This window comes from Streptomyces caeruleatus (genome assembly GCF_001514235.1).
In the GTDB taxonomy this organism is placed as follows: domain Bacteria; phylum Actinomycetota; class Actinomycetes; order Streptomycetales; family Streptomycetaceae; genus Streptomyces; species Streptomyces caeruleatus.
In genome coordinates, this window is record NZ_KQ948935.1 from 1 (window position 1) to 23,255 (window position 23,255).

Below are 23,255 nucleotides of genomic sequence, written 5' to 3' on the forward strand. Positions count from 1 at the left end.
GGGCCGGGCCGGCGTCTTCGCCCTTCCGCCAAGCAGGTCAACGCCTCCGGAGCGGGCGATGGCCCTGCCCGGCTGCTTGTCACCGGCAGCCAATCCGTCGAACACCCAAAGTAGCCTCTTATGATCGGAAAGTGACTACGCCTGCTGTCGTGCCGGACTGCATACCGGTACGCCTGCCACACACCGCGCGGACGAAAGGCCCGCTCCCGACGCCGAGCGGGACGAGCCCGTTGCCCTTCTCACCTCGTCGGAGTCACCATGGCCCCGCCCTCGCCCTCGCCCTCGCCCCCGCCCACGCCCTCACCCCGTCCACGCCGGTTCGGGGCGTCGATCCTGCCGGTCCTGCTCCCCTTCGCCCTTCTGGTCCTGGTGGCGGTGTCCGTGGGGTCCTGGCTGCAGTTCACCGAGCGGAACGCGAACGACACGGTCCACACGGTCGGATCCCGAGCCGCCGACCGGGTGGACGTGGAGGCCACCGTCCAGAGCGTCGACGCCGCGGCCAGAGAGCTCGTCCTGCGGGTCCGGGTCACTCCGCGCGGGGCTCTCGGCGAGGAGGAGGGGACCGTACCGGTGGCCGATCTCAGCCTCCAGACCTCCGGGGCGACCCTCAGCGACCTGGAGTTCAAGGCGCACGAGCGGCTCGCGCCGAAGGACGTGCAGGTCGCGCTCGCAGGTGGGTCGATCAGCGACTACCCCTTCGACACGTACGAGACCGACGTCGAGTTCTGGGCGCTGATGGGTGGCGAGCAGGTGCCGGTGCGGATGCTCTTCTCCAACGCCGAAACGCTCTTCTCCTTCTCCGCAGCGCCCCCTTCTTCCGGACCGGAAGCCGTCGTCGGGCTGAGGCTGTCCCGCTCGGGCAGCCTGCTCGTCTTCGCGGTCTTCATGATGGTCGTGATGTGGGCGCTGGCGGGGTCCGTGCTCCTGGGTGCCTGGTACCTGACGACCCGCCGCGAGGCGCTGGTCTGGCCCGCCCTCTCCTGGATGGCCGCCACGCTGTTCGCTCTCGCCGCGTTCCGCAACACCGCCCCCGGCACGCCCCCGATCGGCTGCGTGCTGGACTGGTTCGCCTTCCTGTGGGCCGAGACCGTCATCGCCCTGTGCCTGATCGCCGTGGTCGTCACCGGCGTCCGCACCGCCCTCCGCGCCGCCCTCCACCCAGGTGACACCCACATCACCCGGTAGAGCTTCGACGGCCACAGGCGCCGACCTCCCCCTTCCCTCCCCCCTCCCCCTCCACTCCACCCCTCCACTCCGCCCTTCGGCCCTTCCACCCCGTCATCCGCCTCTGCGGATGACGGGGGTTCAATTTGCGCCACATCATTCGCTGTTGTTGACGGGTGAAACTCCGGCGAGCGTATGCTCGCAGCCAGTTTCATCCGCTATTGCGGATGGGCGGACGTCGAAGGAGGAGAGGGAGCCATGCCGCGAGCCGACGAGGTGCAGATCGTCGCTGTCGGGGATGTCTTCGTGCATCGCGAACGACCCGACGAGGCGTTCCGGCACGTCAGTGACGCATTTCGGCGAGCGGACGTGGCGTTCGCGAATCTGGAGGGCGTCTACAGCAACACGCGGGAGCGTGCGCCCAGCGCGGGTGTTTTCCCGTCATCGCCGACCCGGGGCACGCGCCGTGCATCCCCGGTGCCGGGTTCGACGTCGTCTCGCTCGCGAACAACCACAGCCTCGACGGGGGATCGCTCGCCCTGCTGGAGACCCGCGACCTGATGCGGGGCGCCGGGGTGGCGACCGCGGGCGCCGGTGAGGACGGCGTGGCGGCGCACGAGCCGGCCGTGCTCGACACCGGCCGTGGCAGAGTCGCCGTCCTCGCCTACGCCAGTGTCTTCCCTCGGGGCTACGAGGCGCGCCCCGGAGGGTCGGGGCTGGCGCCCCTGCGGGCGACCACGCTCTACACCCCGTGGGAGACCAACGAATGGAACCCGGGCCTCCTGCCCCGGGTCACCACCGTCCCCGACGAGGGCGACATGGAGGCGCTGCGCGAGGACATCGCCCGGGCCCGCGACCAGGCCGACGTGGTGCTCACCAGCTTCCACTGGGGCGACTTCACCAGGCCGTACGTCCTCACGGACCACGAGGTCCGCACCGCCCGCGCCGCCATCGACGCCGGCGCGGACGCGGTCCTCGGCCACCATCACCACCTGCTGCGCGGCATCGAGCTCCACCGCGGCCGGCCCATCTTCTACGGCCTCGGCCATTTCGCCTTCGACCTGCCCGGCCTGGAGGAACGGCTGCGCAGGTCCGCCTATCTGGGCCGCGGCGACGCCAGGCTGCGACGCGAGAGCGCCCGCCGCTTCGGTGAGTTCCACATCGGCGACCGTGCGGGCTATCCGCTGCTGCCCTTCCATCCCGACGGCAGGCTCACCGGGTTCGCCGTCCTCGGCTGGGCCGACGGCACGGTCCGCGCCGGATTCGCCCCGTGCGTCCTCGGCCCGGACAACAGCCCGCGCCCGGTCGCCGCCTCGTCGCCCGAGGGAAAGGAGGTCATCGACTACCTGGAGCGCTGCTGCGCGTACGAGGAACTGTCCACGCGCTTCGAACGCGACGCCGGCACGTTCCACGGCCTCCCCGTCACCGCCGTACTGCCCGGCGACTGACCACCGCACCACCGATCGGCAAGCCCGCAACGGATCCAGAAAGGTCTTCCATGTCGGATCGCAAGCGCCACACCGCCACGGAAACGGACGAGGACTACTACTGGCGGCGCGTGCGCCGCAACCTCGGCTGGCTGGGCAACACCGTCGAGGAACAGACCGAACGCCAACTCAGGCTGAGGAACGCGGTCATCGGCATCGCGGGCGTCGGCGGCATCGGCGGTGCCACGGCGGACCGGTTGGTGCGCATGGGCGTGCAGAACCTGAAGGTGGCCGATCCGGACACCTTCGAAGTCTCCAACATCAACCGGCAGTTCGGCGCCACGATCGACACCGTGGGCCGCAACAAGGCCGAGGTCGTCGCCGAGGCCGTGTACAACACCACGCGCGACGTGAACATCGAGGTGTACCCCGAGGGCATCACCGAGGAGGTCGTGGACGAGTTCTTCGAGGGCTGCGACTACGTCCTGGACAAGATCGAGCTGTACGAGATAGAGGCCCGCTACACCCTGCACCGCGCCTTCCGCCGCTCCGAGCGCTGCCGGTTCATGATGTGCACCCCGGTCTTCGGCCACCGCACGTTTTCGAAGTGGCGGCCCGGCGCATCGGCGGCTCGTCCATCGGGCTTCTGCGACGTGGCGACCACCCGCGCCGGCGACTTCTACCGGGAGTCCCTCGAGGACACCGTCCGCCCTGGTGGGCAGCTACACCGACGTCCTGGTGCTGAGGCACACCGACGACGACGCCGCGCACCGTGCCGCCGCCGTCTCCCCGGTGCCCGTCGTCAGCGCCGGCACCGGCGACCGGGAGCACCCCACCCAGGCCATGCTCGACCTGTGGGTCCTGCGCTCCAAGCTGGACGGCCTGGCCGGGGTCACGCTCGGCTACGTCGGCGACCCGGCCTGCCGCTACGCCCGTTCACTCGTGTACGCGCTGGCCGAGTTCGGGGCCGCCGGGGTGGTCTTCCTCCCGCCGGACGGGGCGACGGTCCCCGACGACGTACGGTCGACCCTGGCCAGGGCCGGGATGTCGTGGCGTACGGCGGGATCGGCGACGGAACTGCTCCGGAACGTGGACGCCGTGACGATCATCCCGTTCGAGCTCTCCGACTTCCACGAGAGCGCCGTACGCTCCCATGCCCGGTCCGCACGCCTCGACGAACGGTTCGTGTTCGACCAGGCCCTGCTCAGGCGTACGGGGACGGGGGTGCCGGTGATCCACACGGGGCCGCGCGGTCCGGAGCTGCCGCCGGAGGCGGACGACGCTCCGAACGTGCACTACTTCGAGGGGGTCGCCAAGGGTGTCTTCCTGCGCGCGGCCCTGATGGCCGAACTGCTCGCCGCGCACCTCAGGCGGTAGCGCGTCGGTGGCGTCAAGCGCGGCTCGGCGAGACGGACAGGGGCCGGGCCCGGGGCCAGACACCCTGGGCCCGGCCCACGCCCCTACGTCCACTTCGGCGACTCCTCGGCCCAGGCCGACCGCCGTGTCCCGCACCGGCCTCCCTCGCCCCCGGGCCCCCCTCGCCCCCGGGCCCCCGCTCCCCCCCTCACGCAGCCGCGCGCGTGCGCAGTTCCTGCACGTCCAGGTCCAGCCAGTCACGCAGCCCGCGTGCGCCCTCCTCCGGTACCCGGATCACCCGGCTGCCGGACGCCCTGACCACCCAGCCGAGTTCGAGCAGCCGGTCGAGCAGTGCCGCGCCCACGGCGCCCGCCAGGTGGTGGCGCTGTTCGGTCCAGTCGACGCAGTAGCGCACGGTCGGCCTGGTCGTGCAGGGCGGTCGCACGCCCACCATGTCCAGGATGTGCCAGCCGTCGTCCGTGACCTCGTAGGTCAGGTCCCGGCCCGGCGCGGACAGCCGGTCGCGGACCGATCGGTCGGGGTCGTGCAGCCCGTCCCCGCCGATCAGCACCTTCCGTTCCAGCAACGCCTGCATCAGGCCCACCCCGAGATGGCCCGCGAGGTGGTCGTAGCAGGTGCGGGCCAGGCGCAGGGCGGAGGCCCGGGTCCCGGAGCGCAGGGAGCGCGGCGTGAACGGCGGTGCCAGATCGGCGAGCGACTCCAGCGCGTGCGCGACCTTGGCCGAAGCGAGGCTGTAGTAGCGGTGACGTCCCTGCTGCCGGACCGTCAGCAGCCCCCCGTCGACGAGCTGGGTCAGATGGCTACTGACCGTCGACGGCGCGACGCCGGCCTCCGCCGCGAGCATGGTCATCGGCAGCGCCCGCGCGTCGAGGAGGGCGAGCAGGATCCGGGCCCTGGTCTGGTCCCCGATGAGGGAGGCCGGAGTGAGGAAATTCGCGTCTCCTGCCAGGTCGCGCATGACTCTCCCGAGTGGTCGGTGCAATGGCCATCCAGTCATTCCATGCTGTCACCGACCAGGGCGCCACCGAACCGCCGGAGCGCTTTCCCCCTCGATTTTCCGCCGCTTTTTGCCATTCCCATACGCACCACATTTCGACCTGGCCCGAAACTTTCCGCGACTAGCCTGGCAAGCGACCGCTCCCCCTTGCGCGGACCGTCCCGGCCAATACCGGACCACCGGGTCCGCGGGGTATCCACCCATGCTTTTACGGAGGTACCGATGAGCCGTGAGCTGATCGTCCGAGGAAAGGTGCCCGGCTACCGTTACTCGCCCGGAGTCGTGGTCGGTGACACGGCCTATCTGGCCGGTCATTTCGGCGTCGACGGCGAGGGAAAGCTCGTGGCGGACGACGTCGCCGGCCAGGGGCGCCGGGCGCTGGAGAACATGGGCGCCACGCTGGCGGCCGCCGGGATGCGGCTCGGGGACGTGGTGAGCATGCGGGTCTGGCTCACGACGTACGACGACATGCCGGCCTTCGACGCCGTGTACGGCGAGTTCTTCGCGACCGACCCGCCCGCCCGTACGGCCTTCATGGTGCAGCGACTGCCCCTGGGCGCGGCGGTGGAGCTGGACGCCATCGCCGTGCGCGACTCCGCCGAGGTGAAGGCGCGACTGGCCTGATGCCGGGTACGGAACGGAACGAAGGTACGTCGATGTCCCTGGACGACGGCACCCCTGCGGGCGCGGTCACGACCGCGGCTCCCCGGGCCGACCGCGCCCCCTCCCGGCTGCCGCTGGTCGCGCTCTGCCTCGGGTTCTTCATGGTCATGCTCGACGCGACGATCGTGACGGTCGCGCTGCCCCGGATCGGCCAGGACTTCGCCACCGGCGGGGACCTGACGGGCGCCCAGTGGGTCGCCGACGGCTACACCGTGGTCTTCGCCGGGCTGCTGCTGTCCGCGGGGTCGATCGGCGACCGGCTGGGCAGCAAGCCGGTGTTCCAGGCCGGGCTCGGTCTGTTCGTGCTGACCTCGGTGGGCTGCGGCATCGCACCGTCCCTGTGGTTCCTGGTCGTCATGCGTCTTCTGCAGGGCCTGTCGGCCGCGCTGGTGGTCCCCACGTCGCTGGCGCTGATCCACGCCTCCCACGAGCGCAGGGAGGACCGGGCGCGCGCCATCGGGGTGTGGGGAGGAATCGGTGGCATCGCGGCGGCGGCCGGGCCGGTGCTCGGCGGGCTGCTGGTCTCCGGGTTCGGCTGGCGCTCGGTGTTCTACGTGAACATCCCCTTCGGGGTCCTGGGCCTCGTGCTGACGGCCCGTCATGTCCGTGCGCCCCGACAGCGGGCCGAACGCGGCCTGGACCTGCCCGCCCAGTTCCTCGGCATCGTCACGCTGGGCGCCCTCACCCTCGCCATCATCGAGGGACGCCGGCTCGGCTGGTCGGCCCCTACGGTGGTGGGCGCGCTAGCCCTGTTCGCGGTGGGCGCGGCGGCCTTCGTGCTGACCGAACGGCGCGTCGCCCGGCCCATGCTGCCGCTGGCCCTGTTCCGCCATCCCGTGTTCTCCGGGGCCACGGCCGTGGGACTGCTGCTCAACGTCGGCTTCTACGGGCAACTGTTCGTGGCCACGTTCTACTTCCAGCAGTACCGCCACTACGCGGTGCTGTGGGCCGGGCTCGCCATCCTCCCCCAGACCGCCATGGCGGGTCTCGCCTCGGCCCTCGGCGGACGGGCGACCGCCCGCACCGGACCCCGCGGGCCCATGGTGGCGGGGCTGCTGATCGGCTCGGCGGGGTTCTTCGCCCTGCTCGTCGCCGGGCGTTCGACGCCGTACTGGATGCTGGTCCTGCCGCTGGCCGCGATCGGCTTCGGTACGGCGTTCACCATGCCGGCGACCGTGGCGGCGGTCGTGGAGTCGGCGCCCGCGGACCGCTCGGGTGTGGCCTCGGGCGTGCTCAACGCCGGCCGTCAGGTGGGCAGCGCGGTCGGGGTGGCCCTGCTGGGCTCGCTGGTGGCCGGGGCCGCGCACTTCGAGTCGGGGATGCGCGTCGGGCTGACGATCAGCGGGTGTTGCTTCCTGGTCGGCACGCTGATCGCGCTGACGGCGGTCCGGGGCCGACGGGAGAGTGCGGCCACTGTATGAGACCGTCTTTCCGGCCACCGTATGAAGCCGTCCTCGTCCGCTGAGGTGGATGCGCAGCGCCTGCGGCCGATAGCATCGCCCGATACAGCGGACGGCCCGACGGGGCTGAGTCTCAGCAGAGGACAGCTGATGAAGGAGAGCGACCTCCCCCGCGGCCAGGGCGGCCGGCCGATGCTCGCCAAGTTCGACGAGCGGCTGCGCGCCCTGATCGCGGCGCTCTACCCCGACGAGCGCCGACGCCCGGGCTACGCGAAACTCGCCGCGCAGATCAGGGATTCCACGGGCGGCACGATCTCGGCGACGTACCTGTGGGAACTCGCCACCGGCAAGAAGCGCAACCTCACCCTGGAACAACTCGACGTGCTCGCCGAGTTCTTCGGCGTCCCGCCGGAGTACTTCTTCGACGACGAGGCGGCGGAACGCGTGAACGCCCAGCTCAAGCTCGCCTCCGCGCTGCGCGACGCCCGGGTCCGCAATCTGGCGCTGCGCGCCGACGGGCTGTCCCCGCAGACCCTGGACGCCCTGCTCACCATGGTCAACGAGGCCCGCAGGATCCAGCGCCTGCCGGAGGTCGAGACGCCGGACGAGGCGGAACCCGGCGCCTAGGGCCTGTCGTTTGGATCGTGCCGGCGTCGCGACGGCAACCGGCGCCGGTATTCGCCCGGTTGGCGGCCGGGGGCGTCATGTCGAAGGATTTCGCGGGCCCTGACGTCACAAATGAAACCTGCAACTCGGAGATCGCACGCGTTTCGCGCACACCCGACCCGCATTCGAGGCACCCGCATGCCCCACCATTTCACGCGTCCGCCGCGGCCGGTCCCACCGAACTGTTCACCGACCTCAGCCCGCGCACCGTGCGGCGGCTCCTGGCCCGTACGAGCTATACGACGGTTCAGGAACAGCAGGCCGAGATGCTGGCGAGTCTCATCGGGACGGCCGCCGACCGGCCCCGCAGAGCGCCGTCGGCAGAAGTGCTGGGCCAGTTGGAGGCGGCGCTGGGCGTGGGCGGTCCGCATGCGCACTGATCTGGACTCCGCCGCCCGGCTCGTCGAGGACGTCGGCACCGCGGCCGTCTGGGGCGCCGTCCTGCTGCGCATACCGTCGGTGCGTCACGACCGGCGTCAGCGCGGCCTGTGCCTCGCGGTGGTCGCCGCCGCGGCGGCCATGGCGCTGCGCCTCGGTCCGGTCGGCGGCGCTATCGACCTCGTCACGGACGATCCGCGCACGACCCAGCTGGCGATGCATCTGTTCGGCGCCTTCTCCGCCGTCGTCGTCCTCGACTTCCTCCTGACGGTGTCTGGCGCCGGGCCACGTCGCGCCTTGCTGCACATCATCGGCGGGGCCTGTCTGCTGACGCTGGTGTACCTGGACGTCTCGGCGGCCCCGCACACCGAGGACGTGATCGGGCCGCACGGTGCGCCCGAGCCCTCCCTGGTCTTCTGGCTGACCCTGATCTGCATGCACCTCGTGGCCGACGGCAGCTGTGTCATGGTGTGCTGGCGCTACAGTCGGCGGGGCACGGACGGGCCCTCCCGCACGAGTCTGCTGCTGTTCGGTCTCGGCACCACGTTCGCCGGGCTTTTCTGGGGCTGGGACCTGGTCTACATCGAGGTGCGCTCGCCGTGGATCCCGGCCCTGCTCTCCCTCACGATGGGCCTGCACGGCCTGTTGCGCGCCGCCTCCATCGCGGTCCCCACGCTGCTCGACGCCCGCCGGGCCGTGGGTGACGTGAAGGTGTTGTGCCGACTGGCGCCGCTGTGGCGGGACCTGATCGTGGCGGTGCCGTCCGTCGCGCTGTACGAGCCGCGCCACCCTCTGCTGGAGATCTACTGGCCGCGCGGCCCGAGGAACCTGATCGTCTACCGGAAGATCGTGGAGATCCGTGACGCGATCCTCGACCTGCGCGCCTACGTCCCGCCCGACTCCGCCGAGCGCGGATCGCCGGCCGACCGGGACGGGCGCGGGACCGGCGAGGCGGACGCGGATGCCGTGGCGCGGATGCTGCACAGCGCCCGCCGCGCGAAACTGGCGGGCCGACCGCCGCGCGAGCACTCGGCACGTCCGGTCCAGCCCGCCTGCGCTGACGTGGCGGCGGAGACGGCCTTCCTGACCAGGGTCGCCGCCGCCTACCGCCGCCCGCGGCCCCGGCGGAGCCGACCGGAGCGGGACACGAGCCGCGTCGGCTGAACCCACCGGCCCGCGCGGCCGACTCGTACCGTCCCCACCTGCCGTCGGTTACGGGCTGTCACCGGGAATCAGGGCTGCTGCTTCCCAACCGACTTCCGTGACGGATCTGTTGACCCTGCGGAGACCGCAAAGGCGGCCTCAGGGCCAATGTTTGAGAGTGATAGCATTCCGCCGTCTGCGACCTTGATCCACTTCGCTCAGGCACACCCCGCCTGAGGTGGTCTGCTCTTCGCACCAACAGTCATGCGGTCCCCTGTGACGGGTTGCGGATCCTCGCGAGCTGTATCCGTCGACGCCTGCATGCCACGCGCCGGGAAAGGTTTCCATGAGTCAAGACGCGCTTATCTGGTGTCTGGTTGCGATAGCGGTGACAGCCGTAGCCGCAGTCGTGGCCCTCACACTCCGTAACTCCGCACTGGGGGCGAAGAAGAGGGAAGCCGAGGCCGCGCTGACACAGCGGCTCAGATACACCGAGGGCGAGCTCGGCCGCATGCAGGGAGAACTGCAACGGGTCCGGGACGAGCAGGACGGTGTCATCGGGGAGGCCGAGCAGGCGGCGGAGGAAAGCACCAAGGCGGTCCTCAAGGGCGCCGCCCGCTTCCTCCAGAGCCTCGCGGCCGAACAGACGGCGTTGCTGGACGAGATCCAGCGCAAGTACGGCGGGCACAGCGTCCTGACCGACCTGATGGACGTGAACCACGCCAACGCGCAGATGGCCCGCAAGGCCCAGGGCATCGCGGTCATGTGCGGCGCCCCGCTCGGCCGGCGCAGCCAGCCCGCCAGCGTCTACGACGTGGTGCGCAGCGCCCAGAGCCAGATCCGCAACTTCCACCGGGTCGAGATCATGCAGCCGAGCGGTATCGCGCTGAAGGCGTCCGCGGTGGCGCCGGTGGCCCTCGCCGTCGCCGAACTGCTCGACAACGCTGCCAGCTTCTCGCAGGCCGAGGCGCCGATCGAGGTAACGTTCCAGCGGGTCCAGAAGAACCTGTGCATCATCATCGACGACGCCGGCGTCAGCATGAGCGACGAGGACCGGCAGGCGGCGACCGCACTGCTGTCCGGCGACGAGTTGCCCCGGCTGTCCCAGCTGGGCACCCAGCCCAAGTTCGGCTTCCCCGTCGTCGGCCTGATCGCCCGTCAGTACGGCTTCAAGGTGGATGTCACGGGAGTCTCCCGCTACGGCGGCGTCCGCGCCGTCGTCCTGCTGCCCGAGGAGCTGTGGACCATGGAGGAGACCTCGCCGCCGGCCAGTGAGGTGCCGGTGAGCAGCATCCGACGGGTCGAGGGCCGTGAGCAGGGCAGCGCCCGCACGGTGCACGGCCTGCCGAAGCGCGGTGCCCGCAAGTCGCCCATCGCCAGCGTCCCCTCCGACGGCGGCGGGACGGCGTCCGCGCCCAGGAGGCCGGCGCAGGGTTCCGGCGGCGGGGGCCTGGGGGCGTTCCAGCGCGGCACACTGACCGGCCGTGACCTGGACGCCCCGACGCCCGAAGGGTCCGAAGGCGCATGACTACTACGGACATGTCCTGGATGGTCCAGGACATCGTGGACAACGTCCCCCGGGCCCGGCACGCCGTGGTGCTGTCCGCGGACGGGCTTCCGCGCGGGGTGACGGACGGTCTGATCGACAGCGACGTACGCACGATCGCCGCCGCCATGGCGGGGATGCAGTCGCTCAGCCGCGCCACCGCCCACTTCGCGGGGACGTCCGAGGAGCGGCACTGGAGCCAGACGGTCATCGAGTTCACGCACGGCTGGGTGTTCCTGATCGGGGCCGGGCAGGGCACCTATCTGGCCGCCGCCGCGGAACCCGACGTCGACATGCAGCAGATCTCCTTCCGGATGAACCGGCTGGTCGCCCGGCTGGGCAACAACCTCACCTCGGCGCCCCGGGTGAACGGCGGCGACTCGTCCACGGACCGGGCCGACGCCGCGAACCGCAGCGACGCGGCGGGCGGGTCGGGGTTCGTCCTCGCCGAGCTGGACCAGCTCATCGCCTCGGTGCGCGGTGCCCGGCACGCCCTGCTGCTCGGGGCCGACGGTCTGCCGCGCGGTGCCAGCGGCGGGATCGGCCGGGACCTGGCGGACACCATCTCCGCGGCCATGACGGGCATTCACGCCTACAGCCGAGCGACCGCGCCGTTCGCGGGCGGGCTGCGGGACGAGGGGTGGCGGCAGACGGTCATCGAGTTCCAGCACGGCTGGATCTTCCTCGTCGCGGCCGGTGAGGGCGCCTTCCTCGCGGCGGCCGCCGCCCACGACTGCGACATCGAGGAGTTCACCACTCGGCTGAGCGATGTGGCGCCCAGGCTCACCACACGGCAGGTAGCGCAGGGAGGGAAGGCCGGCGATGCATGACGAACCGGACAGCGAGCTGGAACTGACGTCCGCATTAGTGCCGCTGTTCGTCATCGCGAAGGGACGTGCGCTGCCCGCGGACCACGAGTACGAGCACACCACGCTCGTCACCGCCCAGGAGGGCACCGAGGCCGCTGCCCGCACGCTGTCCCCGGAAGCCAGAGCGGTCATGGACCTGATCACCGACGGCTTCCTGTCCGTGGCCGAGATCTCCGGCTACACACGGCTGCCGCTGGGCATCGTGCGCATCCTGCTGGCGCAGATGGCCGAGGACGGCCTGCTCTACGTGAGGAATCCGGCGCCGCGTGCCGAACGTGTCGACCGCGAACTGCTCACCGCCGTGCTCGATGGCCTGAAGACCCGATTCGGAGCGTAATTCGTGTATCTGGATCCAGCCGTCTCCCGTTCCGTGAAGATCCTCGTCGTGGGCCACTTCGGGGTCGGGAAGACCACCTGCATCGGCAGCATCTCCGAGATCGAGCCGCTGCAGACCGAGGAGGAGATCACCGAGGCGAGCGAGGGCTTCGACGACCTCTCGGGCAACCCGGACAAGACGACCACGACGGTGGCGATGGACTTCGGGCGCCTGTCCCTGAGCGACACCCTGGTCCTCTACCTCTTCGGAACCCCGGGCCAGGAACGCTTCAAGGAGATGTGGGAGGGGCTGTCCCGGGGCGCGCTGGGCGCGCTGGTCCTGGTGGACCCCGAGCGGCTGCACGAGAGCTTTCCGATCCTGGACCTGGTCGAGCAGTTCGGCCTGACGTACGCCATCGGTGTCAACCACTTCGACAGCACCCCCGACTACCCGCTCGACGAGGTACGTGAGGCGCTCAACCTCAGCGAGGAGACCCCGGTCGTCCGCTGCGACGTGCGCGACCAGGGTTCCTCGGCCCAGGCGCTGATCACCCTCGTGAAGCACCTCATGACCACCCTCGGCTAGGAGCCACGGCATGCAACAGCACTTCGACCCGTCCGGGACACCGGCCGGCTGCCCCGCTCACGGCAACATACAGCTGTACGGGCCCGAGTTCGGCTCCGACCCCGAGCGGCACTACACCCAGCTGCGCTCGATGGGGCCGAGCGCGCCGGTCGACATCGCGCCGGACGTCGAGGTCGAGCTGGTCACCAGTTACGACGCGGCCCTCTACATCCTGCAGAACCCCGCGTCGTTCGTGCGGGACGCGCGCCGCTGGAACGCCCTCAACGAGGGGCGGGTGCCCGCCGACAGCCCGGCGCTGCCGATGATGGCGTACCGCCCCAACGCGCTGTTCAGCGACGGCGCGGCGCACGCCCGGCTGCGGCAGGCGGTGACGGACAGTCTGGCCACCGTCAACCAGGTCCAGCTGGTCCGTCAGACGCAGCAGTCGGCCGACTACCTGATCAGCCGGTTCAGCTCCGAGCCCCTCGGCCAGGCCGAACTGATGGCCGCCTACGCCCAGCCGCTTCCGCTGCTGGTGTTCAGCGATCTGTTCGGCTGCCCGCCGGACATCGGTGACCGGGTGATCGTCGGGATCAGCGGCATCTTCGAGGGCACGCCGGGTGCCGACGAGACGCTGGGCGCGGCGCTCGCCGAACTCATCGCCCTCAAGCGCCGCGAGCCCGGCGAGGACCTCACCACCCGGCTGATGGTGCACTCCGCCCGGCTGACGGACGAGGAGGTGCTGCACCAGCTGGTGACCCTGCTCTCCGGCGGCACCATGCCCCTGACCGCCGCCATCGGCACCAGCGCCGCGCTGTATCTGAGCGACGAATGGCCGAGCGGTCTGCCGATCGAGGACGCGGTCGTACAGACCCTGTGGAACTACGCGCCGATCGCCAACTACGCGGGCCACTACCCGGTGCACGACGTGGAGCTCAGCGGCCGGACCGTCAAGGCGGGCGACCCGGTCCTGATCTCGTTCGCCGCGGCTAACACCGACCCCAAGCTGACCCAGCACCGCGAGCAGCTCAGCGCCAAGGCCCACCTGGCCTTCGGGGCCGGCCCGCACGCCTGCCCGGCCAAGGACCCCGCCTTCCTGATCGCGTCCACGGCCGTCGAGTCCCTGCTCAACCGGCTGCCCGACGTCGAACTGCGCGTCCCCTTCAAGGAACTGGCCTGGGCGCCGACGCCATGGAGCCGTTCGCTGGTGACCGTGCCCGTACGGTTCACCCCGCGGGTCGTGACGTCGGCCGCGGCGGCCCGGTCCGCGGCGGCTCGCTCCGCGCAGACGGCGCAGTCGTCCTCGGCGCCGCAGCCGTCCCCCGCGCCTCGGCCGGCCCACGCCGCGCCGCAGCAGAAGGGCGGGCTGTTCAGCCGGTTCCTGGCATGGACCAGGGGCGCGTGACGCAGGTAACTCTATGAGACGGGTGTGTTACTGAATCTTTCAAGGATCACTCGGGTACGTATGGCGGCTGAATCTCAGAAAAGGAGCTGCCATCGTGGGGAGTGTCACCACTCCGATATCCGACCGTCGTGCCACCGTTGCCCTCTTCTCCCGTCTCCGGACGGTCCAGGGCCAGGCCGACCCCTTTCCCCTCTACGCCGAACTCCGGTCGCGAGGAGACGTCAGCCCCGCACCCTGGGGTGGTTTCCTCGTGACCGGTTTCGGCGCCTGCGACCAGGTGTTGCGCAGCGGCACCTGGCTTGAGCCGGACACGGGGTGGAGGCAGCGGCAGGGGGAGCGCACCCGCTGGAGCGCTCCTTCCTCCCGTGAGATCAGCCGCACCCTGCCCGCGCTCAACCCCCCGGAGCACACCCGGGTCCGGCGGGCGGCCGGCACCTTCGACCGAGGCACCATCGAGCAGATCGGCTCGCGCGTGAGCCGGGTGGTCGACGGACTCCTCGACTCCCTGATGGACCATCTGCACACCGGGGAGGCCGACTTCGCCGCCCTGGTCAGCGAGGAACTCCCGATCGCCACGATCGGGGACTGGCTGGGCCTGCCCAGCGCGGACTGGTCCCGGCTGCGCGAACTGACCCACGACCAGGTCTTCACCCAGGAACTGTTGCCCTCCGCCAGCCAGTTGGCCCGGTCCGACGTGGCCATGGCCGAACTGCGTGCCTACTTCCTCGCCCTGGTCGCCGAACGGCGCACACGTCTCGGCGACGACCCGGTCTCCCGCTGGATCCGCACCTGGGACGAGCTGGAACCTGACCGGGACAAGGCCGACGAGGCGGTCTACTTCCTCGCCCTGTTCGTGCTGCTGGCGGCGCTGGAGACGACGTCCACCCTCCTGTCGACCATGGCCCTGCTGCTCGTCGAGGACCCCGACCGATGGGGTCTGCTCGCCGCACAGCCCGATCTCGTGCCCGCGTTCGTGGAGGAGTCGCTGCGCTACGACCCTCCCACCCATGTCATCAGCCGGGTCGCCGCACAGGACTGCGTCCTGGAGGGCGTCGAGGTCCGGGCGGACGAGATGGTCCACCTGATGGTGGGAGCCGCGCACCGGGACCCGGCCCGGTACCCCGCTCCCGACCGCTTCGACCTGAGCCGGGGGCCCGGGCACCTCGCCTTCAGCGGAGGCATCCACTACTGCCTCGGCGCTCCCCTGGCCCGGTTGGAGGCCCAGACCCTGCTCAGCCGAATGATCACCCACCTCCCCCGCCTCACCCTGGTCCGCCGCCCCTCCCGCGCCCCCCGGGTGGCGTTCCGGCGTCTGCTGAATCTGGATGTCGCCCTCGCATGAACCCCCTGACCGCTCGCCCCTCCTCCCCCACCTCCGCCGCCGCACCGGTCCCCATACCCGTGCCGGTGCCCGGACCGGCACCGGCTTTCGCCCCCGCGCACGTGGACATCGCGCAGTCCGGCCCCGTCCTCCACGTCCGGCTCAACCCGACCCGCCAGGACGACACGCTGAGCGCCGCTGTCCTGGACGAGCTCATCGCCGTCCTCGACGACCTCCACGAACGCCCCGACATCCGTGTCCTCGTCCTGTCCTCCCTGGGCGAGGACTTCTGCCTGGGAGCGGACCGACAGGAGTACCAGGACGCCCTGGCCACGGACCCCTCCGGAGCCGCCCTGCGCCGCATCGCGGACAAGGCCCAGCGGCTGTGCCAGGCCCTGGAGGACACCCACGCCATCACCATCGCCCGGCTCCACGGCAAGGTCGTCGGCGCCGGCCTGGCACTCGCCGCCTACTGCGATCTGCGCGCCGGCGCGGACACCTGCCGGTTGCGCATGCCGGAGGTCGGCGTCGGCCTCGCGCCGGCCTGGGGCGGCGCCATGGGCCGGCTGGTCTCGGAGGTCGGCGCCGCGCGGATCCGGGAACTCATGCTCACCTGCGACATCTTCGACGCCGACACCGCCCACCGGCTCGGTCTCCTGCACAAGGTCGCCCCCCTCGACCAGTTGGACGCCACCGTCGCCGCCTGGACCAAGCCCCTCGCCCGCCGGGCCCCGGAGGCGCTCGTCCTGACCAAACGCATGCTCACCGGCTACGCGAAAGCCACCCGCACCGCCGACATCGCCCTCCTCGACGCCCACCTGCTGACCTCCCGGCTGAGCGCGCACACCGCCATGAGGTGACGACCCGCCGGCCGGCGGTCCGTACGGCCGGCCGGACACAGGGGCCCTCTCCGACACGCTCGGAGAGGGCCCGACGCACACCTGGGAGGCCCTGTGCCATTCCGGCTGTGGTGAAGTGGGGATCATGACGACGAGTGACGCGATCGTGGTGCCCGAGCTGTACTCCGGCTACCCCTCGGTGGCCTTCGGCGGCTACGTCGCCGGCGTACTGGCCGAGAGGTCCGGGGCACGGACCGTACAGGTCGACTTCCGTGGCCCGGTGCCCGTGGAGACCCCCGTGCGAATCGCCGAAACGGCGGACGGCGGCGTGGAGTTGGGCGACGCGGCGCGGCCCCTCGCCGTGGCGCGCCCCGCCGACCTGCCGCTCGACGCGCCGGCCGCGCCGTCCTGGGACCAGGCGGCCGGCGCGGCCGAGCGGTTCCGGGCGGCGCCGCCGTCGGGTGTGGTCGACTGCTTCGGCTGCGGCCTGCGCCCCGCCGACCGGGGTCTACGGGTGTACTGCGCCCCGGTGCCGGATGCCGGCCTGGTCGCCTCCGCCTGGACCCCGTCCCCCGCCTTCGCCGGCCCGGACGGCCTGCTGCCGCTCGCCCTCGTCTGGGGCGCCCTGGACTGCCCCGGGAACTGGGCGGGCCGCTTCCTCGGCACCCAGCGCGCGGGCGCGGTCACCGCGTCCCTCACGGGCACGGTTCTGCGGCCGGTCACCACGGGTGAGCCGTACGTCTCCTACGCGTGGCTGCTGTCGGAGTCCGGCCGCAAGCACACGATGGGGGCGGCGCTGGCCACGGCCGAGGGTGAACTGTGCGCCGTCTCGGAGGCGTTGTGGATCGACCCCAGGCCCGCCTCCTGAGCGGTCAGCGTTCCGTCCGTTCCAGTTCCTCATCCAGGGCGAGGGCCGCGCCGATCAGGGCGAGGTGGGTGAAGGCCTGCGGGAAGTTGCCGAGTTGTTCTCCGGTGGGGCCGATCTCCTCGGCGAAGAGGCCCACGTGGTTGGCGTACGTGAGCATCGTGTCGAAGGCGTAGCGGGCCAGGTCGACGCGGCCGGCGCGGGCCAGGGCGTCCACGTAGAGGAAGCTGCACAGGGAGAAGGTGCCTTCGCGGCCGCGCAGGCCGTCGGGGGAGGCCGCCGGGTCGTAGCGGTGGACGAGGCTGTCGGAGACGAGTTCGGTCTCCATGGCGTCGAGGGTGGACAGCCAGCGGGGGTCGCGCGGGGCGATGAAGCCGACCGCGGGCATGAGGAGCAGTGAGGCGTCCAGGACCTCGCTGCCGTAGTGCTGGACGAACGCTTGGCGTTCGCTGCTCCAGCCGCGCTCCATCACCTGGTGGAGGATGGTGTCGCGGGCGGTGGTCCAGCCGGCCAGGTCGGCGGGGCGGGCGTAGTCGCGGGCCAGGCGGATGCCGCGTTCGAACGCCGTCCAGCACATCAGGCGGCTGTAGGTGAAGTCCTGTGGCCCGCCGCGCGTCTCCCAGATGCCCTCGTCGGGGCGGTCCCAGTTGCGCGTCAGCCAGTCCAGCAGTCCGGCCAGCTCCAGCCAGCCGTCGTAGCCGGCCATGTGGGTGAGGTCGCCGGTGTGGCTGAGGGCGTGGACCGCCTCGCCGTAGATGTCGAGCTGGAGCTGCTCGGCGGCGCCGTTGCCGATGCGGACGGGGGCCGAGCCGCGGTAGCCCTCCAGGTGGTCGAGGGTCTCCTCGGCGAGGTGGGGGTCGCCGTCGATCCGGTACATGATCTGCAGGGGCTCGCCGGTGACCGTGCGGCCCGACTTCAGCCGGGCGCCCAGCCACCGGCGGAAGGCGTACGCCTCGTCGGTGAAGCCGAGGCGGAGCAGGGCCCGCATCGACAGGGACGCGTCGCGCACCCAGGTGTACCGGTAGTCCCAGTTGCGTTCGCCGCCGAGCTGTTCGGGCAGGGCCGCCGTCACCGCGGCGACGGGGGCGCCGGTCAGGGCGTAGGTGAGCAGTTTGAGGGTGATGGCGGACCGGTTGACCATGCCCTGCCAGCGCCCCCGGTAGCGGCTGCGGCGGATCCAGCGGTACCAGAAGGAGCGGGCCGCGTCGAAGTCCGCGCGCAGGCCCTCGGCGGTCGGCGGGGCGGGGGGTTCCGCTCCGGTCGCGCACACCGTCAGTACCGCCGCCGCCCGCTCGCCGTGCCGCAGCTCGACGGCCGCCCGGACGTCCGCGCCGTCCCGTTCCAGGGCGAGGGGCCCTGCTGCCTGGAGGTACGCGTCGGTGCCGGGGCCGGCGAAGTGTGCGACGTCCGGGCGCAGGTCGAGGCGGTGGTCGGCGCGGCCGTAGTCGAAGCGGGGCCGGCAGGCGAGCGTGAAGCGGACCCGGCCGCGGGTCACCCGCATGGAACGGACCAGTCGGTGCACGTCGGTGGCGGTCTCCGGAGCCTTAACCGGCATGAAGTCGACGACCTCGCCGACGCCGTCCGGCGTGAGGAAACGGGTGATGAGGACGGCGGTGTCGGCGACGTACAGCTGGCGGGTGGTGACGTCCTCCCCGTCGACCGTGATGCTGAAGTGGCCGCCCCGGTCGTGGTCCAGCAGCGCGGCGAACAGGCTGGGCGAGTCGAAGCGCGGAGCGCAGAACCAGTCGACGACGCCCTCGGAGGAGATCAGGGCAGCCGTCTGGAGGTCTCCGACCAGCCCGTGATCGCCGATCGGTGGATAGCGCCGCATGGTGGTCCTCTCGGCCTCCCGTCGCCGGGTCCGTGCGGGTCCGCCCGCCCGTGCCCCGACCCTCCTGCCGGTCCGGGACGGTCGCCACAGGGAGTACGCCACCTGCGTGAATCCCGCGGCGGGCCCGGCCCCACCGCCCTGCCGACGAATCGGGGCACGCCCCCTTTCCCGGACGACGAGGAGATGGCCCGCCGGACGGTCCTGGACGCCCGGCACAAGCGCGTCGCGCCGCAGATCGCCTCCGACGGCAGCCGGCCCCAGGAGCTGACCCGGACCCGGAGCTGGCACTACTCGACGTTCGACCTGGTCGCCTACACCCGGCTCGCGGCCATCGGCCGGCACGTCGGCGTGGGTCTGTGGGCCTACCGGGGGCCGGACGGGCAGAGCCTGTTCAAGGCGGTGGACCATCTGCTGCCCGCCGCGACGGGGGCGGCCGCCGACGCCGGGGGCAGGCGGGCACAGCGGGCCGTTGCGCTGCTGGAGGAGCCGCCGGGCGGCGATCTGTGGGCCCTGCGCCCGGCGGCGGAACAGCTTGACTCCATCGCGGGCTGACCCGCATGCCCGCTGTCAGACCGTGGAGAGGTCGATCGCCCGGTCGACGTCCTGCGGCCGCAGCACCCGCAGGATGCCTTCCAGCAGGTAGTAGTCGGCGTACGGGAGCGAGATCTCGACCCCGTCCTCGGCCGGCCGGTTGCGGGTGCAGCGGGCCACGACGGCCTCCGCGCGGGTCGAGTTCCTCGTCAGGCAGGTCTCCGACAGGGCGGTGAGCAGCCGCAGCGCCACGTCGCGGTAGGCGGGTCTGCCGGTGGCCGCCGCCAGGTCGAGCAGGCCGCAGGCCATGATCGCCCCGGCCGACGCGTCCTTGATGTCGTACGGCTGCTGCGGGGCGCGGTAGTCCCAGACGGGCACGTGGTCCGGGGTGAGCGCGCCCACCGCGAAGTCGGCGAGTCGGCGCGCGGTGGCCAGGAACTCCGGGTCTTTGGTGCGTCGGTACATGGTGGTGAACCCGTACAGCCCCCACGCCTGCCCGCGCGACCAGCAGGACGTGGGGCTGTAGCCCTGGACGGTGTTCGGGCCGACCGGCGCGCCGGTGTCCGGGGCGAAGTCGTAGACGTGCGGGGTCGATCCGTCCGGGCGCGGGAAGACCCGCCCGGTCGTCCTCGCGTGCTCCACGGCGATGTCCAGGTACTTGCCGTCGCCGGTCTGGCCGCTCGCGAAGGCCAGCAGGTCGAGGTTCATCATCGTGTCGATGATGACCCGGCCGGCGTTCCTCGGATCGTCCAACGCGCCCCAGGCTCTGATGAAGCGCCCGCGCGGGTTGTACCGCTGGATCAGGGAGTCGGCGGCCCGGACGGCGCCGGTGCGCCAGGCGCCGTCGCCCGTGAGCCGCCAGGCGGTGACCCAGGACGGGTAGAAGAGGAAGCCGAGGTCGTGCGTGCCGGTGTCGTACTGGCGCGGGGCCAGCTTCTTCGCCGAGGCCAGGGCCAGATCGCGGAAGGTGTCGTCCTCGCTGTGGAGCCAGGCCATCCACAGGGTTCCGGGCCAGAAGCCGCCGACCCAGTCGCCGTTCTGCGAGTGGACCCACTTCTCGAACTTCGTGCCGACCGGGAAGGCGGTGACGGTCGGGGCGACGGCGTGGAGCTTCTCGACGGCGTAGTCGGCCGCCGCGCGGAGCTTGCGCAAAGTCGGTGCCGGTGACGGTGCCGCGGCGGCGGGTGTCGTGGAAGTGCCCAGCACTGCGGCACCGGCCGCCGTGGCCAGCACGGTACGTCGGGAAACGCTCATGACCGTCCCTCCAACTGGACTACGGGGGAAAGGAGTTGACCGAGCCTTGCACGGCCGAAGCGATGCTGTACACCCACGTGAGCAATGTTCATGTACGTGAAGCAGCACTGCCGCCTGCGGACCAGCCCGCCCGCGCCGTCCTCGATCGTCTCGACCAGCCGGCGTCCGGGGCCGATGGTCAGCGGCACCCCCGACTCGTGGGCGACGGCGAGCCCGGCCTCGGCCGCGTCGGAGTTGGGGCGCAGGCCGACGCGCTGGAAGGCGCCGGGGGGTGAAGTCCATGTGATCACGATGACCGGCTGCCCCGCGCTGTCGGTCCCGGCCGGCCCGCGTCGGGTTGTCAGTGGTGGGTGACACGATGACCGTATGAACGAGGAGCTTGACGACGTACTGGCCGACCCCGCGCGGCTGTTGACCGCTGACCGCGCGGCGGTGCGCGGCCACATCGCCGCCGAGGACGGTGCGGGGGATGTGGGGCGGGAGGGGCCGGAGGTCTTCCTCCAGGCCGAGGCGATCTTCGGCAGCGACGACGTGACGCGGGCCGAGTTCGCCTCCTGGCTGCACTTCGCGGCCAAGGCGACCGGCCACGAGGAGTACGCCGAGCGGATCGCGAAGGCCGAGCCGGGCATGCCGTGGCGGACGGTGTGGGCGTGGTGGCGGCCCGCCAACTGGTTCATAGCCCACCCGAGCCTGAACGGCGACTACTACCAGGTCCACCGTCGTCTGCACGAGGATCGGCTGCTCATCGAGGTGGCGACGGACTGGCGCGGCTGTCTCTGGCTCGACGCGGAGACGGGAGGCCGGGTGAGGCTCCAGGTCGAGGGCACCCTGCCGGTAGCGCCCTCGGCCCGGGAGGCGCTCGACGCGCCCGACCTGAACGACTGGAACCTCACCGCGCCGGTGAGCTGGGAGGGCGCGGCCGCGTTCGCCGCCGAGGGCGGCAGGACCCGCTATCTCGTCCAGAGCGCCTCGGGCCTGGCGGTGATCGAGACGGACGCGGAGGTGCTGCGGGACTGGCCGCGCGGCGAGGGCATCGACTGCGGCTCGGCCGACGAGGCGCTGCCCGAGACCGAACCGGAGGTACGGCGGCCAAAGGGCCCGCTCACCGCGGACCGGGTCGACGACGCCTTCGGTGAGCGGTATGTACTGCGCATACCCGAGAGCGACCTGCCCGAGGGACTCGAACACCCGGGCAGCAGGCGCTTCTTGAGGGACATCGGCCTGCCCACGATGTGGTTGTGCCACGGCGCCGAGTACGAGGCCCGACGGCCCGAGGCCATGCGGCCTCCGACCGACGACGAGCTGCCGGGGGACGGCCTGCCCGAGGGGGTGACCGCCTCGGACCTGATCACCTTCGGCACGGTCGACTACGGCGACCTGTATCTGCACCGCCACGACGGGTCCGTGCACATCTGGAGCCGCCTGGACGGCCTGACCGACAAGACACTGGTGCGGCTCGCGCCGGACCTCGATGTCTTCACCCGCGTCCTTGAGGCCGTCTACCGCTACAGCAACGCCTGCTGGCACCCCTACCTGGTGGAGGGAGGCCAGGACGCGGTGGCGGAGGTGTTCAAGGACGAGATCGACGAGCTGTCCCCCGGCCTGTTCGACCCGGAGACGCCGTGCGGCGAGGTGTGGAGCTGGCTCTACGCAGGGATCACCGAGCTGGGGGTGGACGGCTTCTAGGCACCTCCGGAGGCGATGAACAACGCCTGGTTGTACGTCTAGGGTGGCGGGGGTGGACCTCAACGCCGTACGCACCTTCGTCGCCGTCGCCGACGCCGGGCAGTTCCAGAAGGCCGCCGTCGACCTGGCCCTCACTCAGCAGGCCGTCTCCAAGCGCGTTGCCGCACTGGAGCGGGACGTCGGTGTGCGGCTGCTGACGCGCACGCCGCGCGGGGCCGGGCTCACCATCGACGGGCAGGCGTTCCTGTCCCATGCGCGGGCGCTGCTGCAGGCCGAGGAGCGGGCGCGGGCGTCCGTGCGGCCCGGGAGCCGTGCCCTGCGGATCGACGTGGTCGGCCGGCGGGTCTCGCTGGCCGGATATCTGCGCGACTTCCATCGGGCCCACCCCGAGATCGCCCTCGACATCGTGACGCTGCCCGGCGCGGAGGAGGCCCTGGCGGCCGTCCGGGACGGCGTCATCGACGCCACCTTCCGGGCGGTCGCCATGCCGGGGCAGCGGATCCCGGACGGCATCGAGTTCACCCCGGTCCATGACGAACCGATCCACCTCTTCACCGGCCCGGCCCACCCGTTCGCGCGCGCCGCCTCGGTCTCCCCCGCCCAGCTGGCCGGCCACCGGATCTGGATGCCGGGCAACGTCCCCGGCGCGGAGTGGACCGCGTACTACGACGCGCTCGCCGCCGACTTCGGGCTGACCATCGAGGCGACCGGCCCCAACTTCGGGGTCGAGGCCCTCATCGACACGATCGCCGCCTCCTCGACCCTGGCGACCTTCCTAGGCACCCAGACGCCCCTCGTCTGGCCCGCCGGCTACGACATGCGGCTGATCCCGCTGCGCGACCCGACGCCGGTCTACCCGCACTCGATCCTCTGGCGCGCCGACAATCCGCACCCGGCGCTGACCGCGGTGCGGGAGTACCTGGCCTCCGTCCACCACGACCCTCCGGACGGCGAGGTCTGGACACCGCAGTGGGCTCACCGCTCGTGTGCTCACCGCTCATGAGCTCACCGCT

At 71.6% G+C, this 23,255-nt stretch carries 23 protein-coding genes and 2 pseudogenes; 20 read left to right on the plus strand and 5 right to left on the minus strand.

The genetic code is table 11. The features are described from left to right. Positions 1-258 precede the first annotated feature (258 nt). Positions 259-1,185, plus strand: coding sequence for a DUF4436 family protein (locus tag AQJ67_RS31750; RefSeq protein ID WP_079056284.1), 927 nt, complete (start codon positions 259-261; stop codon positions 1,183-1,185). A 135-nt stretch (positions 1,186-1,320) separates the two neighbouring features. Here the strand turns inward: AQJ67_RS31750 and AQJ67_RS48390 are convergent, their stop codons facing one another. Then, a complete protein-coding gene (locus AQJ67_RS48390; protein WP_167366239.1) occupies positions 1,321-1,506 on the minus strand; it encodes a hypothetical protein in 186 nt (61 codons plus the stop codon). Between the two features lie 128 nt (positions 1,507-1,634). Between AQJ67_RS48390 and AQJ67_RS31755 the strand changes: the two genes are divergently transcribed. The 3 genes and pseudogenes from AQJ67_RS31755 (at position 1,635) to AQJ67_RS31765 (ending at position 3,968) form a co-directional block, all read left to right on the plus strand. Next, positions 1,635-2,612 (plus strand): CapA family protein, encoded by a 978-nt coding sequence (locus tag AQJ67_RS31755; protein ID WP_107123040.1) that lies wholly within the window; start codon positions 1,635-1,637, stop codon positions 2,610-2,612. Positions 2,613-2,662: 50 nt separating this feature from the next. Then, a pseudogene (locus AQJ67_RS45820) lies at positions 2,663-3,067 on the plus strand (ThiF family adenylyltransferase); the annotation flags it as partial. A 238-nt stretch (positions 3,068-3,305) separates the two neighbouring features. Next, complete coding sequence (locus AQJ67_RS31765) at positions 3,306-3,968, plus strand: aspartate carbamoyltransferase (protein ID WP_062722803.1); 663 nt, start codon at positions 3,306-3,308, stop codon at positions 3,966-3,968. 187 nt (positions 3,969-4,155) lie between these two features. Here AQJ67_RS31765 and AQJ67_RS31770 read toward each other — a convergent pair whose 3' ends face one another. Next, complete coding sequence (locus AQJ67_RS31770) at positions 4,156-4,926, minus strand: ArsR/SmtB family transcription factor (RefSeq protein ID WP_062722804.1); 771 nt, start codon at positions 4,924-4,926, stop codon at positions 4,156-4,158. A 261-nt stretch (positions 4,927-5,187) separates the two neighbouring features. Here AQJ67_RS31770 and AQJ67_RS47860 point away from each other — a divergent pair, with 261 nt between their 5' ends. From AQJ67_RS47860 to AQJ67_RS31830, 13 genes are all read left to right on the plus strand, one after another. Continuing rightward, entirely contained in the window at positions 5,188-5,589 is a 402-nt protein-coding gene (locus AQJ67_RS47860; protein ID WP_062722805.1) for a RidA family protein, read from the plus strand. Positions 5,590-5,621: 32 nt separating this feature from the next. Beyond that, positions 5,622-7,049: an MFS transporter gene (locus AQJ67_RS31780; protein ID WP_062723012.1), complete on the plus strand. Its 1,428-nt coding sequence runs from the start codon at positions 5,622-5,624 to the stop codon at positions 7,047-7,049. A 129-nt stretch (positions 7,050-7,178) separates the two neighbouring features. Next, the gene (locus AQJ67_RS31785) at positions 7,179-7,655 is read left to right on the plus strand and encodes a hypothetical protein (protein ID WP_208615079.1); all 477 of its coding nucleotides are present in this window, start codon (positions 7,179-7,181) and stop codon (positions 7,653-7,655) included. Positions 7,656-7,732: 77 nt separating this feature from the next. Then, entirely contained in the window at positions 7,733-8,074 is a 342-nt protein-coding gene (locus AQJ67_RS47865; protein WP_159058860.1) for a hypothetical protein, read from the plus strand. Then, complete coding sequence (locus AQJ67_RS31790; protein WP_062722806.1) at positions 8,064-9,236, plus strand: MAB_1171c family putative transporter; 1,173 nt, start codon at positions 8,064-8,066, stop codon at positions 9,234-9,236. The genes AQJ67_RS47865 and AQJ67_RS31790 overlap by 11 nt, the downstream gene beginning before the upstream one ends. A 388-nt stretch (positions 9,237-9,624) precedes the next feature. Beyond that, positions 9,625-10,743: an ATP-binding protein gene (locus tag AQJ67_RS31795; protein WP_079056287.1), complete on the plus strand. Its 1,119-nt coding sequence runs from the start codon at positions 9,625-9,627 to the stop codon at positions 10,741-10,743. Positions 10,744-10,763: 20 nt separating this feature from the next. Continuing rightward, complete coding sequence (locus tag AQJ67_RS31800; RefSeq protein WP_062723014.1) at positions 10,764-11,591, plus strand: roadblock/LC7 domain-containing protein; 828 nt, start codon at positions 10,764-10,766, stop codon at positions 11,589-11,591. Then, the gene (locus AQJ67_RS31805) at positions 11,584-11,967 is read left to right on the plus strand and encodes a DUF742 domain-containing protein (protein WP_062722808.1); all 384 of its coding nucleotides are present in this window, start codon (positions 11,584-11,586) and stop codon (positions 11,965-11,967) included. Before AQJ67_RS31800 ends, AQJ67_RS31805 begins: the two co-directional genes overlap by 8 nt. Before the next feature lie 3 nt (positions 11,968-11,970). After that, a complete protein-coding gene (locus tag AQJ67_RS31810) occupies positions 11,971-12,531 on the plus strand; it encodes a GTP-binding protein (protein ID WP_062722809.1) in 561 nt (186 codons plus the stop codon). Between the two features lie 10 nt (positions 12,532-12,541). Next, the gene (locus tag AQJ67_RS31815; protein WP_062722810.1) at positions 12,542-13,915 is read left to right on the plus strand and encodes a cytochrome P450 family protein; all 1,374 of its coding nucleotides are present in this window, start codon (positions 12,542-12,544) and stop codon (positions 13,913-13,915) included. A 94-nt stretch (positions 13,916-14,009) separates the two neighbouring features. After that, a complete protein-coding gene (locus AQJ67_RS31820; protein WP_062722811.1) occupies positions 14,010-15,257 on the plus strand; it encodes a cytochrome P450 in 1,248 nt (415 codons plus the stop codon). Further along, complete coding sequence (locus tag AQJ67_RS31825; protein ID WP_079056288.1) at positions 15,254-16,096, plus strand: enoyl-CoA hydratase/isomerase family protein; 843 nt, start codon at positions 15,254-15,256, stop codon at positions 16,094-16,096. Before AQJ67_RS31820 ends, AQJ67_RS31825 begins: the two co-directional genes overlap by 4 nt. Before the next feature lie 124 nt (positions 16,097-16,220). Beyond that, on the plus strand, positions 16,221-16,943 hold the full coding sequence (locus AQJ67_RS31830) for a hotdog fold domain-containing protein (RefSeq protein ID WP_062723016.1): 723 nt from the start codon (positions 16,221-16,223) through the stop codon (positions 16,941-16,943). Between the two features lie 4 nt (positions 16,944-16,947). On the opposite strand, the gene AQJ67_RS31835 is transcribed toward AQJ67_RS31830, so the two are convergent. Then, a complete protein-coding gene (locus AQJ67_RS31835; protein ID WP_062722812.1) occupies positions 16,948-18,771 on the minus strand; it encodes a glycoside hydrolase family 15 protein in 1,824 nt (607 codons plus the stop codon). Positions 18,772-18,945: 174 nt separating this feature from the next. Here AQJ67_RS31835 and AQJ67_RS31840 point away from each other — a divergent pair. Further along, positions 18,946-19,323: pseudogene (locus AQJ67_RS31840) on the plus strand (alginate lyase family protein); the annotation flags it as partial. A gap of 15 nt (positions 19,324-19,338) precedes the next feature. On the opposite strand, the gene AQJ67_RS31845 reads toward AQJ67_RS31840, so the two are convergent. Then, the gene (locus tag AQJ67_RS31845) at positions 19,339-20,556 is read right to left on the minus strand and encodes a glycoside hydrolase family 88 protein (protein ID WP_062722813.1); all 1,218 of its coding nucleotides are present in this window, start codon (positions 20,554-20,556) and stop codon (positions 19,339-19,341) included. Next, positions 20,553-20,846: a hypothetical protein gene (locus AQJ67_RS31850; RefSeq protein ID WP_062722814.1), complete on the minus strand. Its 294-nt coding sequence runs from the start codon at positions 20,844-20,846 to the stop codon at positions 20,553-20,555. Before AQJ67_RS31850 ends, AQJ67_RS31845 begins: the two co-directional genes overlap by 4 nt. 76 nt (positions 20,847-20,922) lie before the next feature. Between AQJ67_RS31850 and AQJ67_RS31855 the strand changes: the two genes are divergently transcribed. Continuing rightward, positions 20,923-22,242: an SUKH-4 family immunity protein gene (locus tag AQJ67_RS31855; protein WP_062722815.1), complete on the plus strand. Its 1,320-nt coding sequence runs from the start codon at positions 20,923-20,925 to the stop codon at positions 22,240-22,242. A 52-nt stretch (positions 22,243-22,294) separates the two neighbouring features. Further along, positions 22,295-23,245, plus strand: a complete 951-nt coding sequence (locus tag AQJ67_RS31860; protein ID WP_062722816.1) for a LysR family transcriptional regulator — start codon at positions 22,295-22,297, stop codon at positions 23,243-23,245. Positions 23,246-23,255 lie beyond the last annotated feature (10 nt).